The sequence below is a fragment of the Photobacterium phosphoreum genome, assembly GCF_002954725.1.
GTDB lineage: Bacteria > Pseudomonadota > Gammaproteobacteria > Enterobacterales > Vibrionaceae > Photobacterium > Photobacterium phosphoreum.
Genome location: NZ_MSCQ01000002.1, coordinates 1,076,102 through 1,090,496 on the forward strand (window position 1 = coordinate 1,076,102; position 14,395 = coordinate 1,090,496).

Below are 14,395 nucleotides of genomic sequence, written 5' to 3' on the forward strand. Positions count from 1 at the left end.
CTGATAATTAGCAACCAAAATGGTTTTTATTTGTCAGTGCTAAATAAAGTATTAATTTAATTAGCACATATCAGTATATAAAGAACAGAATAAAACACAGTCTTATTTATATTTATAATGTTCCACCTAATGAAAGATAAAATGAGCTTTCACCGGTAGACGTTTGACCATAACTTAAATAAACTGGACCTAAAATAGAATCGACCGCAACATAAACACTACCCGCAGTGATTGCACTATTCCAACTCATTTCAGAACTGCGATCCCACACTCCTCCCTTTTCAAGCGAAGCGCCAACATAGACTGGTAATTTAATCGCACCAAAATTATTATCAATCACTCGATAACGATAAACTAAGCTGGTTAAAGCACTATAGCGTCCATTTAATTCATAACGATGATAACCCGATAAATTAAATAGCCCGCCAAGATCTTGTGCATAAATAGGCAATAAATTATCGGCATCTGAGCCAGCTGTTTTCATAGAAGCGACAACGGTATGTCTATTATATGTAAATGGTTTAATTATCGATAGCTTATAATATACTGTATCTCCGGCTTCCCGCTTACCAAAATCAGGTCGACGTAAGGTATTACTATAGCCAATTTCACTATTAAAATAAGAGCCGTTAGCGGGAAAGAAAAAGCTGTCTAAATCATCATAAGTCAGATCGAGATAGGGACCATACAAATCATAATTGTCTTTACGATCAATTGAAGAAAGAGTAATGCTACCCGTTTGAGCTTGATAACCTAACGTTAATGCCGCCCAAGGCTTAATATTCCATCCCATTTCGACATAAGCATTAGTTTGATTATATTTAGCATCAATATTTTTTAATTCATTTGCATTTAGATCATAATACGTAAAATTATCAAACCGACGAATTTCATTACTGGTTTCGGCACCAAAGGCAGTAAAAAAGTGTTGTTGATAATCGATTGGAAAATAAAATTCAGTGGTGATATTTTTCCAACTGCCTAATTGCCATTCAAGTAACCACTCTCCACCTTTATCAGTAAGATCGGTGTAAATATATTGAGCACCAAATGAAAAATCAGAACGACTTTCAAAGTCATCTTCAAATGCGAGACTAAAGTTTAAATATCCGGGTCCCCAAGACTTTTCATTAATATCCATAATAAGAATATTTTTATTGTTTTTTTGTTTTATTGAATAATTAATTCGCCCATAAATATCTTCACTTTGTAAACGTTTTACCGCCTGTTCTAATTCATCGTTAGAAATCACTTTCCCTATTTTTAATTCTAATTGGGATAATAATGTTTTATCGGGTAAATTAGTATTATTAATAATTTCGATATCATCAATAAAATAAGAATCATGAGCCGATAAATGTACTCGGCGAATATTTTTTTGTTTATTATATTCGGCATAATCTTGGGAAGATAACTGATAAGGTAATAAACGTGGTAGTGACGCTAATGTTATTTTTCGACCCGCTTGATAAGCTTGCTCAAGTTTATCAAAATCAGCTGCAGTCATGAACGAAACATTTGGTTGTAAATAAATATCACTTGGCTTCATTAAGCTTTTTTGAAAATCAGCACTGGCATTAGTCATATAAGTTGTTAATTGCGACACAATATTTAACGCACTGTCTAAGTCTTTTTTCGGCATTAAACTATCACGAAGATCTACCGCAATAATCACATCAGCACCAAGCTGTTTGGCAACATCAACAGGCATATTATTAACAACCCCGCCATCGACCAATAATTTATTATCTAAATGAACAGGTTTTAACGCGCCAGGTACGGTCATTGAAGCTTGCATTGCAGTAGCTAAATGGCCAGACCCAATGACAACAGGTGTGACTTTAGTAATATCCGTCGCAACACTACGATAAGGAATAGCTAAACGATCAAAGGTTTTTAGTGCGGGTAGATTATTGGTAAGCTGACGTAAAATAACCGCTAAGCCTTGTCCTTGAAAAGCACCAGGACGAGATTTAAACTCACCATCAATATCTAAACCCAAATCAGTATGTAATTGATAAGTATCATTTTGTTTTTTTCTACGTAACGATAAATCATTACGACTCGCGCGATCTATATAACCAGTGTTCCAATTAGTCTCAAACGTACGTTGTTTAACTTCTTTCGCTGAAAGTCCCATCGCATACATACCGCCAACATAAGCTCCCATACTGGTGCCTGTAACGATATCTACGGGAATACGGTTTTCTTCTAGCACCTCAAGCACGCCAATATGGGCGGCACCTTTAGCACCACCACCGCTAAGCACTAAACCAATTTTAGGACGCTCAATAACGGGACGATCTGCTGCTGCAGCATAGACATTAGCAGTCGGTGTACTAATAATAATACAAAATAAAACACCGCTAAGATCCTTTTTACTGAACAACATCGTCTAACTCCGTTAACAATAATACTTAGTAACACGTAATACAGATCCGCTATAACATGCTAACTCTTTGATGTTTATTAAAACAAAAAGAGAGTCTATAAGCACTCTCTTTCTTGATACTTCGCAGATTATATACCTTTCGCTACATCATCTAATGCGCTTAATACTTGATCGGTAATATGACCTTCATGGACTAATTTACAAACCTTACGGCGCACAGCTAAACCTGATATTAAGCGCTCAATGGACAAATGACGCTCATCTTGACGGCTATTATACAACTCAACCGTTTTACTTAAGGTCTCATAGCTGACGCGTTCACCCGCAACATGAAGCCAATCAAGCTTCTCTAAATAGCCATGACACTCTTCTGTAATTGTCGTCGCTGGATGCCCTGTCATTGCCGATAATGCCGTTATACTGCGTTGTAGCGCTTCAGAAGAGGTGTATTTAGATAAAACGATGGTGAGCTCATCCGCGTTAATTTCAACTAAATGCTTACGTAACTTAATTCGACGCCCTAAACGACCACGAGGACGTGGTTCTTTACGTTGAATAGGTTCAAATTCACCATCAATAATCGCTGATAATTGATCCAATGCTTGTTTGGGCATAATCTCATTACGTAATGGATTCGGCATTGTAGGTGCCATATTACGCTTGCCTTCATTGGTTGTTTTTGCGCGAGAATAACGAATAACTTCTTCGGCATCAGATTTAATATCAATCCGATAATCAGTATAACGCTTATCAATTTCTTCAGCAGAAATGGTTAAGTGATAGCCCCATAGATTCACAGCAAACATGGTTTCTGTCACTTTTCCTTCCGCTAATTTTTTCAATTCACGAATAATATCTGAAGAAAAACGACGCCATTCAATATTCCTTGCAAGCTTTTGATTCAATTCACTTAAAAGCATTGAATCAACCACTCTACGAGACATTCTACTTCTAAAAAATGTGTACAGTTGAAACACTAAAGTATGTTGACGTAAAATCTCGGGTGGAAATAAGAAAAAGTAATCACGCGTTAATAATTCATCAAAAAAGGAAGGTTCCCAAACCAGAATATACAGATTTGGTTTGATTCGAATCTCACCATCTTCACCTTCTTGAGGGGCCTCTTCTGATGCTGTAATGGTACGCGCGATAAATCTAAATCGATCACTTTTAAAACCTTCTGGCATGTTTTCACTTAGCCAACGGCCAGTTAGTTCATGTAATTGAAAGTCAGTGAATTCAATACGATCAATACTTTCGCGAATTGAATCACGCGCAGGTCCACTGTCTTTTTTACCGCGTAATGCCAATATATCGGTAATGTATACAGGGGTTTTATTTGCCATTGATCGTAGTTGAATTTCATAATCAGCAAGATGATGATCATGGTATTGTACTGTTAACGTAAACAATGCAAATAAGGTCATAAGATCATCAACAGTCATGATCGACTTTGACGATCGTGTTTCAATGATCGCTTTAGTACCACTGATCGCCACCATCGCTTTTTGATAACTTTTTTTAGTACGTGGTGGTGCTAAAGCCTGATCAATGATACCAGCCCAACTGGTGGGTGATACCACAATTTGATCGGCTTCATCTGGCATTGACGGCGGAGTGCCCAAACCATATTCAGTCAGTAAACGACGATTAACAGGATTTTGGGCTAATGCTTTTGAACGTTTTTGTTTTTCACGTTGCTTAAATTGTTCAGAAAGTAAACTTCCAGTGCCAAGTTGAGAAATGAGCAATGCTGGATTAATAAAGTGATGTAACATTGTTTTGCCAGCTAAACCTTCTTCAAAGCGCACCGGTTGTTGATTAAATAAACCAACAGTAACGGCGGCTCGTAAGCGTTGCTGAATAGCGGCTCGTGTTAATTGCCCTTCTGTCGCTTCGATAAGTTCTGTTGTTGAAACCATACCATCTTGGGTTGATAGGCCACGTAATGAAATAATATTCAATAGCTCAATAATACTTTTGGTTACACCTTTAAAATGTTGGTACTGAGGTAACCAGTCTACCAAATTTGCTGGGATCACAAATAAATGACCATCTTTGTGTGATCTTGGTGCTTCGATCAATATTTTATCAATCGGATTTTTTTTTGTATTTCGAGCGGAATTCATTTGTCATTAGCCGTAGAAGCATCATCTTTCCGTAAAGATTAATAGAAAAAGATCAATAAATAAAGTTTTTTATTTAATGTTTTTTAAACTGATCTTTATGATTAAAACTGATCTTATTGATAATATGATCTAATGATCAGGTGATTTTTTTACATGTAACATATTGTTTATAAATGATATTATTTAAAGTGGTATTGGAACGATGATCAATGTAAAGACAGAAGCATGATCATATAGAGATTGAAAGCATGATCATCATAACGGTGGAACGATGATCATTAGTAAGTTGAAAACATGATCAGGATAAAGTTGAAAGCATGATCATCATCAGTTATCACCTTTTCCACAATGTTATCCACAGTGCGAGTAGAAAGAGGTGTATTTGCAGTACTGAAAGTGACGGTTCATACAAGATGATGCGCTTTTAGGGCTGGAAAGATGATCACCGTAGCGTATTTTCAATTTTTAAGCGGCTATTTCATACCTAAATATTCATTTCATCGTTAATTTTAAGTTGAGTTGACACTTTATTGAAATGACATTCGACGTAAAAAGGCTGCTGAATATCATTTATCTGTTGTTGGATTAATGATCATCAGTCTCTATGTGTATTTCAATCTTCTGTTATCGGTTAACAGTCGTCTCTATTTTATCATTTGAATCTGATCTTTATCTCTCTCAGCCCTTATTGAATAAGCATTCTCCGTAGTTAGACCTCTATTTTACATGCTTCCGTAGTGTTTAATATACCTGCCTGATTATGATTGCCACTCTTGATCATTTTTCCGCTATTAATATGATTAAAAGACACTGTAAATACGCTTATTTTACTGTTTATTAGCTCTTGATCATCGTTTCATATTTTGTTTATTTTCAATGGAACAATGATCAAGTACCAGTGCTTTTTTTTGAGAGTGTAAGACTTAATTTCAGGTTGTTTTTTAGATTATTCACCGTTATTTCCTATTTTAGGCTGATTTGCTAATGAAATTGAGTAATTTCATTAGCATTATTATATTATCAACATAATATCCATTTTTGATATTGAAATAACATCCCCCGTAAAATGTCCCCTCTTTTTCATTGTTCCGATGAAAATAGCTCATATTCTGATTTACATTGTAAACTTGTGACGTTGTAACATTTTCACAGAATAACTTTTCTTGGGTAATTAGTTAGATGATGAAGCTAGATTTAAGTCTAAAAAATGTAAAAATTTATGCTTTTTGCATTAAATCATGTTTTTATGTGAGAATAATGTCACATGTTTTTGTTCAGCTTTTTATTGTTTATGTTGCTGTTTATTGTACAATATAAACAGTCAATCATCATGGCGTAGAGTAATAATGAATAGGGAACAGACGATACAAAATTTGCTCAACATTGCAGAGCAAACTAAACAAGTACAAGCCGATCGTATTGAAATTGTTTTAGAAGAGCGTCGTGACGAGGTTTTTCCACCAATGTCAAAAGCATTAATGGAAACGCGTTCAGGCTTAACGCGCCGAAAGTTGGATGATGCAATCTCACGAATGGAAGCTACGGGTCATCAATTTACTAAAAATAAAGCTAACCATTATTCAATAACCCTTGAAGAAGCACATCAATTAATGGCTTCTGCAAAAAAACCAGCCTTTTATGAGCGAGAAGGTGCTGGACGTAAACCTTGGGTAGTGAACGTTCAGAACCAAAAAGGTGGCACTGGAAAATCAATGACGGCAGTGCATATTGCTGCGTGTTTAGCGTTAGATTTAGATAAACGGTACCGTATTTGCCTTATTGACCTTGATCCTCAAGGATCTTTACGTTTATTTCTTAACCCTTTGATCAGTATTGGCAAACAAGAAACTATTTATTCTGCTGTCGATGTGATGTTAGATAATGTACCTGAAGGTGTGTTAACGGATAAGCATTTTGTGATGGATAATGTGGTTATGCCAACCCAATATCCAAACCTTAAAACCATAGCAGCGTTCCCTGAAGATGCGATGTTTAATGCTGATGCATGGCAAGATTTAGCCGTAAATCAAGATCTTGATATCGTTCGTTTACTGAAAGAAAAGGTGATAGATCCTATCGCAGATGAGTTTGATATCATCATGATTGATACCGGTCCCCACATCGATCCTTTGGTATGGAATGCAATGTATGCATCTAATGCACTGATTATTCCTTGTGCAGCAAAACGTTTAGACTGGGCATCAACAGTTAACTTCTTTCAGCATTTACCTACTGTTTATGAGATGTTTCCCGAAGATTGGCACGGATTAGAGTTTATTCGTTTAATGCCAACCATGTTTGAAGATGATAATAAAAAACAAGTTTCGGTATTAACAGAAATGAATTATTTGTTACGTGAGCAAGTAATGATGGCAACAGTACCACGCAGCCGTGCTTTTGAGACCTGTGCCGATACTTATAGTACCGTTTTTGATCTTACTGCTGCTGAATTTGAAGGGGGAAAAAAGACCCTTTCAACCGCTCAGGAAGCAATTCAACGAGTGGGTCTTGAATTAGAACGTGTTATGCACAGCCACTGGGCAAACTTGAACGAGGAGTAATTGACAGATGGCAATTAAAACTACAGATCTTAATGCACGTTTGTTTGGTAAAGCAGATAAACGTCGTGCGACGAACGTTACAGAAGCACAAACAGCAGCTCGTGATAAAGCGGCTGTTATTGAATTAGCTGTTGCGGGTGAAGATACTGTTGCGTTTGAATTAGTAAAAGTAAATGCAGATGATGTCAGTACTCAAACCATCGTTTTTGCTGAAAATGCGCGTGAACAAGCGTTTTTAAATGAGCATGCTTTAGCTGATATTTTAGTGACATTAAAAGATCGTGGTCAGCAATACCCAGCAGTGGGACGTTGGCTTGATGATGGGCGAATTGAAGTCTTAGACGGTAGTCGCCGTCGTATGTCTTGTATTATTGCTCATAAAGATTTCTTAATTTATGTCGCAAAAGGTATCAATACTGAACACGCTAAGTTCCTATCAGATGTTGCTAACGCGCATAAGCCATTATCATTGTTTGAACGTGGCAAAGAGATGCAGTCGTTGTTAGACACCGGTAAAGTAGCTGACCAGAAAGAATTGGCTAAGTATTTACAATGCAGTGAAGCATTAGTCAGTGGCGCATTAAAAGCGGCCAGTTTACCGATGGAATTATTAATGGCTTATCCAAGTGTTGGTGAACTTGGTCGTCCGACGATTGTGAAACTTCATCGTATTTTCTTTGGTTTGAACCATGAACAACAGCAACACATGATTGCTGATTTAAGTGGTGATAATGCGTCATTGTGGAAAACAATCAATGCGCAAGGAATTAGCCGTATTACCCGTGAAGTGACGGGAAAACTAGAGCAATTAGGTGAGCAATTACATCCTAAAGTTGTTATTGATAAACCGACATCACAAGATTTAATTAAGGGTAAAGTCTCTTATATGCGTGATGGTGATAAGTTGCAGCTTAAATTGAAAAAGATGAGTGATCGTCAAATTAATGATGTATTGGCTTATTTAAATGATTATCTAAAGTAATTAATGGTTTATTTTGCTTAATAAGAACCACGCTATATGCGTGGTTTTTTTATGCCTGTGATGGCTGTGTTATGATCTGTCTGTCATTTATTCATGGATCTATTTATGTCGGTGCAGTTAGAGACTTTATTTGCTCAACTTCAACAGCAGCTATCACAGCATTTTTGTCGTCAATTAGTGGTATTAGAAGGTAGCTTTGAATGGGCTGCAACCGGTGCTGTGATTATTGGTAAACACTTTTCACAGCGGTTGTGGGCTGGTGATAATGCACCAATGTCATTTACATCATCATCGTTTAAACAGTCGAAGCAATGGCTTGGACAAGAGTTTGATATGGTGGTTATCAATGCACTTGATGGTATCAATGCTGATAGCTTAGGAGCGCTTTCTGGCACAATTAGAGGCGGTGGTATATTAGTTATTATTGCCCCACCAACATGGCGATTAAGTCATGTTGCAACGCCGTTCTATCAACGTTTAGGTCGTTTATTTTCCAGCCCAGAAGTGATGCTTATCCAACAATCACAGCCGCTACTATTATCGCCTTCTGTTGCAGCGCTTGCTGATGTTATGTTGCCGCCAATATTTAGCGATATAAACACTCAGCGTTGCTGTTTAACCAGTGGCCAATCTGAAGCTGTCGATGCGATAATTAAAGTTATCACAGGGCATCGTAAACGGCCATTAGTGCTATCTGCTGATCGGGGGCGTGGAAAATCAGCAGCGTTAGGTATTGCCGCCGCAGAATTATTACAAACTCGAACGATTAAAATTGCCGTTACGGCCCCTTCATTTGCCTGTGCTGAAACAGTGTTTAAACATGCTCAATTACGACTTGCGGCAGCTGAGCAAACACATCGTCATCAATTGCATGTAGGGGCGAGTCGGCTTGAATTTGTGGCAGTCGATAGGATTGTGAATGAAGCTTCAAATTTCGATTTTATTATTGTTGATGAAGCGGCGGCAATCCCTGCAGCTATTTTAACTGATTTGCTTGGCCGTCATAATCGATTAGTTTTTGCGACAACGATCCATGGTTATGAAGGTACAGGACGTGGCTTTGAGATTAAATTTAAACAACGATTAACTGAAAAAATGCCGCAATGGCGCAGTTATTGTCTAGAGCAACCGATAAGATGGGCGATAGGTGATCCACTTGAAGCTTGGATTTTTAAAGCATTATTACTCGCAGCGCAAGCCCCTAATGTTCGTGTAATAGAGGCGGCTCCTGCTACAGTATCGATTGATTATACGGTGTTAGCTGCAGCACAACTGGCTGTCAATGAAGTATTATTAAACCAACTTTTTGGGCTATTAATTAATGCCCATTATCAAACATCGCCAAATGATATTCAGCAATTACTGGATGATCCTAATTTAACTCTTATTGTTGCATTACAAGCAGAGGTTATTATTGGCTGTTGTGTGGTCTCTAAAGAGGGGGGATTTGACCCGGAATTAGCGCAATTAGTGATGCAAGGTAAGCGTCGTCCACAAGGGCATTTGTTAGCGCAATCATTAGCTGCGCATTTAGGTTATGCCATCGCAGCTGAGCAGCATTGTTATCGTATATTGCGTATTGCTGTGGCAGATGGCTTCCAGCAACAAGGTATTGGTACGCAATTAATTGAGACGGTATTGCAACAGGCGATGAATGAAAACATTGATTATATTGGTACAAGTTTTGGTGCTGTTAGTGAGTTAGTTGATTTTTGGTCACATTGTTTATTGCGTCCATTGCGGCTGGGTATCACGAAAGATGCTGCCAGTGGCCATCATTCATTATTGTGTGTTAAGCCATTATCTAATGCTGCTGGGTTATGGTTTGATGACGCTCAATCGTTATTTGGCGCTTCTTTTTCTTGCCAGCGGGTTGAACAATTTAATCAACTTGATAGCCAATTATTTTTTAAATTATATGCTGATAACGTACAACGACCATTAAATTATGGTTTGTCACAATCACAGATTGAGCATCAACTTGATATTTTTATTGAGGGAGGGCTTGGTTATGATGTCGTTGTTGCTAGTCTTGAAAGTTGGCTGTCAGATTATTTATTACAAGATGATTGCCATTGGCATGATGATTTAGGTTTTGCGATTGCCAAAATTTTACAGAAACAGTCTTGGTTCGTTGTGGCTCAACGCTATCATTTATCAAGTCAAAAGTTAGCCCAACAGCATTTACGCAATGTTGTTGCTCGCTATTATTCTTTATCTTCTCAGATTCATTAGAGGTCTATGTTATGCAGATTCAAGTTGATACTCATACGCACACACTATCAAGTGGTCACGCTTACAGTACTATTATTGAAAATTCTCAAGCGGCGGCAGCGAAGGGATTAAAAATGTTTTGTAATACTGATCATGCTTCTTTAATGCCAGGTGCTCCGCATTTTTGGTATTTTGCTAACCAACGTGTACTGCCTCGTTTTCTTAATGGTGTCGCTGTATTACGGGGAGTCGAGGCGAATATTATTAATACAGCGGGCAATGTTGATCTTGATAATACCGTTTTGGCTAAATTAGATTGGGTGATTGCGAGTTTGCATGAGCCTGTTTTCAAACCGACGCATCGAGATGATCACACTGAGGCGCTAATCAATACTATAAAATCGGGTGTTGTCGATGCGATTGGCCATCCTGGTAATCCTAATTATGATTTCGATTTTGAAAAAGTGATCCGTACTGCGGCTGAGTATAATGTTTTAGTTGAAATAAATAATTCATCATTAGGCCGTTCTCGAGTGGGTAGTGCTCCGCGATGTGAAGATATAGCAATGATAGCGAAAGAGGTGGGTGCTCGAATTACGACGGGGTCAGATGCTCACTTTGCAGCTGACGTTGGTAACTTTTCAAGTATTCAGACTTTGTTAGCGCATGTTGATTTTCCTCAAGAGTTGATTACCACTCGACATCCTCAATCCTTGTTAGACTTTTTGACTGAGCGTGGAAAAGTAGTTGCTGAACAGTACCAAGGGCATAAATGGTAGTTGTTAGGTCGTCTTTCAGTTTACACTGTAAACTGTGATTAAATGATATTTACAGTGTAAATTAAATTGTTTGATTTACACTGTAAATGAGCCAAACACCACAGCCAAACACCACAGCCAAACACCACAGCCAAACACCACAGCCAAACACCACAGCCAAACACCACAGCCAAACACCACAGCCAAACACCACAGCCAAACACCACAGCCAAACACCACAGCCAAACACCACAGCCAAACACCACAGCCAAACACCTCAGCCAAACACCACAGCCAAACATCACAGCTAAAACTGTTGGTTGTATATTATTGTCCGAGCGGGATAATAATTTACAGTGTAAATACTAGATAAGGATAGAGGGAGAATATAAGAAGGAAATTTACAGTGTAAAGAAGGGGATATGAAAACTCTATTTACAGTGTAAATAGAGTCTGTGAGATTATTAAAATTTACAGTGTAAATAGATTAAGCAGTGAGGGGTTGTTTATCTGTAATGAATCCTTGATAGCCGCCAACAAATAATTCAGAGAGTCTGTCTAATTGTGTTGCTGTTTCTACTCGTGTCGCAATAACTTTAATATTAAGACTGTGTGCAGTTCGACAGATAGAAGATAGGACGGTTGATTTTGTTTGATCATTGAGTTGGTGAGTATAGACGTAATCAATTTTAACGTAGTTAGGTTGTAGTTCTTTCAGATACGTTAATGATTGGAAGTTGCGGCCATAGTTATCAATACCAAATCCAAATTCATGTTTACGAATGATCGAACATAAAATACCGGTTGCATCGGTATGTCTGATACAGCTTACTTCTTGGATTTCAAAAAATAATCGAGAACTTAGTGAGTTGTTTTTTTGTAATAAATTATCTAACCACCGAATAAAGCTAGGATCATTAATACAACTATTAGTGATATTTATCGCAAAAGGACCGCTTGTTCTATCTGCATTTAATTTATTAATAATAGCGACAATAACATGCCTATCAAACCAACTTCCTATTTTTAAATCTTCTATGGCACCTAAGAACATTCCAGCAGAATAGTAGTTATTGTTTTTCTTGATTGCTGTAAATACTTCATAATGATAAGTAGAACCATTTGAAAGTGTTGCTGGTTGGTATTTATAGGTAAATAAATCTTCACTGATTGCTTCCTCAAGTAATGATTTCCATTGTTGTTTTCCGAGTGTTGTTTGGCTATTTATATCTTTAATGATTGAAACTGAGTCATGTGACATTATTTTAGCTTGAGTTAATGCATTATCTAATTGAGTTAATATTTGACTTGGGGTGCTTTCGTTTTCATTAAAGACTAAACCGATAGAAACATTGTTATTAATAGTGGTCGTTGCGGTACTTAAATCATTAAAAATATTGACTAATGATTTACTGCAAAGTTGTAGTTTTTCAATGGAAATATTTGGAATAAGAATAGCAAATTCATCTTTAGAGAGGCGAGCAAGCGTTGCATCATTAAAAATAAGTACTTCATTTAATCGTGCTGATATGGTTTTTATTAATTCATCACCTTTTTTAAACCCTTCATTCTGATAACATTCATTAATTAGATCTGTTTGAATTAGCCCTAATCCTCCTTTGTGAGATTCATTGAGCCATGAGCTTAGTTGATGAATGAAGAAACTGCGATTACCTAAACCTGATGTTGTATCTAGGTAGGCTTGTTGTCTTAATTTCATCGCCTCATCAGCTTGGTTCTTAAAATTAGTATCTAATTGATAACAAATTTTATTAAATGCTCGCACAATAATCGCTAAATCGGTTTCATTAGGTATAGAAAGGGGAGCTTGATTTAAATTATCTATTGTTTTAGCTCGTGCAGTGAGCCGCGATAATGATGCAAGATTTTTGTGACAAATAAAGTAAACAAACAAACTTGAGATGATCGCAATAAAGATATTTGTTAATACGGTACGTGTACTTATTTGCCATAATAGTTGGTAATTAAGTACTGGTTGTACTGTTATTGTTAATAAGCCTAATGATTGATTGTCATTTTCAATGATACGTTGTTCAGTATGAGAAGGGATTTTAAAAATATCTTGAAACCAATTAGGTGAGTGGTTTGTAGATATAAGATTATCTTGACGAATAAGTTGGCGAGTATTCGTATTCGTTGATGCTAAATTTATTTGGCTATAATAAGTATTTGAAAATAATTGATTGGTAATCGTTAATAATTCTTGCTCTTGGATTTTTGACAACATGGAAGCATTTAGCTTTGTGAGTGCTTGAGGTAGTATAACTAGAGCTCTATTAATATCGGTTTGTGACGTTATGATATGTTGATTTTTTAATGTTGAATAACTTGAAAAAAGTTGTTGTGCCGTGGCTGCGCTAACAATAGAGCAAACTAATACGGTTAGACTAATAACTTGGCGTTTGAAAAGTGTCATAATTTGAGCACCAAAAAAGTTAAGTGCAGCATTCAATGAGTAAATCACTGATAGAGAGATGCTGAAGATGAAGATATCTAATTGTTCTAATTTATCAAAACTCTGCAATATGCAGTTGATTGTTTCTCTATCAATGTTGCTTTTCGCTAAATGCGTCTATTTATTTATGCAACAATTGAATGTTTGCACTAGAGATGTATTTTTAATTCAGTTGTTTATAGCGAATGATATTAATGATTGAGTATTTTTAGGGTAGGAGATAGAAATGGATTTAACTGATATTCGTCGAGAATATACCAAAGGTGGTTTGCGTCGCGATGATTTACCGAAAGAGCCTCTAGCGTTATTTAATAAATGGTTACAACAAGCCGTTGATGCAAACTTACCGGATCCGACTGCGATGACCGTTGCAACGGTTAATGCCGATGGCCAACCTTTTCAACGAATTGTTTTATTAAAAGATGTTAATAATGACGGTTTCATTTTTTATACTAATTTAGGTAGCCGTAAAGCAGAACAATTACAGATAAATAATAAAATAAGCTTACATTTTCCATGGCATATTCTTGAACGACAAGTGCATGTTACCGGTCATGTTGAGCAACTCTCAACGCTTGAGGTAATGAAGTATTTTTCAAGTCGGCCAAAGGAAAGTCAAATAGCGGCTTGGGCGAGCAAACAAAGTTCGCGCCTTTCTGCTCGTCAGGCTCTTGAAGGGAAATTTTTTGAATTAAAGCAGAAGTTTTCTGCGGGTGAAGTGCCTCTTCCTAGTTTCTGGGGAGGGTATCGAGTCAAATTTGATTCAATTGAATTTTGGCAGGGTGGCAAACATCGCTTACATGATCGTTTTATTTATTTACGTAATGATAACAATGATTGGGATATTGAGCGTTTAGCACCATAGTAAATTAATCAGCAGAGT

Annotated in this window: 9 protein-coding genes; 6 read left to right on the forward strand and 3 right to left on the reverse strand. The window is 37.0% G+C overall.

Going from position 1 to position 14,395, the window contains the following annotated elements; genetic code table 11:
• Positions 1-112: 112 nt before the first annotated feature.
• Positions 113-2,392, reverse strand: a complete 2,280-nt coding sequence (locus BTO21_RS16620; RefSeq protein WP_045028455.1) for a patatin-like phospholipase family protein — start codon at positions 2,390-2,392, stop codon at positions 113-115.
• A gap of 128 nt (positions 2,393-2,520) precedes the next feature.
• Positions 2,521-4,521 (reverse strand): replication initiator protein RctB domain-containing protein, encoded by a 2,001-nt coding sequence (locus BTO21_RS16625; protein ID WP_105026920.1) that lies wholly within the window; start codon positions 4,519-4,521, stop codon positions 2,521-2,523.
• Between the two features lie 1,346 nt (positions 4,522-5,867).
• Between BTO21_RS16625 and BTO21_RS16630 the strand changes: the two genes are divergently transcribed.
• The 5 genes from BTO21_RS16630 to BTO21_RS19985 all read left to right on the forward strand — a co-directional run bounded on the left by BTO21_RS16630 (position 5,868) and on the right by BTO21_RS19985 (position 11,347).
• Positions 5,868-7,082: an AAA family ATPase gene (locus tag BTO21_RS16630; RefSeq protein ID WP_045028461.1), complete on the forward strand. Its 1,215-nt coding sequence runs from the start codon at positions 5,868-5,870 to the stop codon at positions 7,080-7,082.
• A gap of 7 nt (positions 7,083-7,089) precedes the next feature.
• Positions 7,090-8,064: a ParB/RepB/Spo0J family partition protein gene (locus BTO21_RS16635; protein WP_045028462.1), complete on the forward strand. Its 975-nt coding sequence runs from the start codon at positions 7,090-7,092 to the stop codon at positions 8,062-8,064.
• A 105-nt stretch (positions 8,065-8,169) separates the two neighbouring features.
• A complete protein-coding gene (locus tag BTO21_RS16640; protein WP_045028463.1) occupies positions 8,170-10,299 on the forward strand; it encodes a tRNA(Met) cytidine acetyltransferase TmcA in 2,130 nt (709 codons plus the stop codon).
• Positions 10,300-10,310: 11 nt separating this feature from the next.
• Positions 10,311-11,057: a phosphatase gene (locus BTO21_RS16645; RefSeq protein WP_045028464.1), complete on the forward strand. Its 747-nt coding sequence runs from the start codon at positions 10,311-10,313 to the stop codon at positions 11,055-11,057.
• Between the two features lie 86 nt (positions 11,058-11,143).
• Positions 11,144-11,347: a hypothetical protein gene (locus BTO21_RS19985; protein ID WP_146107833.1), complete on the forward strand. Its 204-nt coding sequence runs from the start codon at positions 11,144-11,146 to the stop codon at positions 11,345-11,347.
• A 176-nt stretch (positions 11,348-11,523) separates the two neighbouring features.
• Here BTO21_RS19985 and BTO21_RS16655 read toward each other — a convergent pair whose 3' ends face one another.
• Positions 11,524-13,473 carry an EAL domain-containing protein gene (locus BTO21_RS16655; protein WP_045028578.1) on the reverse strand — a complete coding sequence of 650 codons (1,950 nt, stop codon included), beginning with the start codon at positions 13,471-13,473 and terminating at the stop codon, positions 11,524-11,526.
• A gap of 265 nt (positions 13,474-13,738) precedes the next feature.
• On the opposite strand from BTO21_RS16655, the gene pdxH reads away from it, so the two are divergent.
• Positions 13,739-14,377, forward strand: coding sequence for a pyridoxamine 5'-phosphate oxidase (gene pdxH, locus BTO21_RS16660; protein ID WP_045028465.1), 639 nt, complete (start codon positions 13,739-13,741; stop codon positions 14,375-14,377).
• The last annotated feature ends 18 nt before the right edge of the window (positions 14,378-14,395 follow it).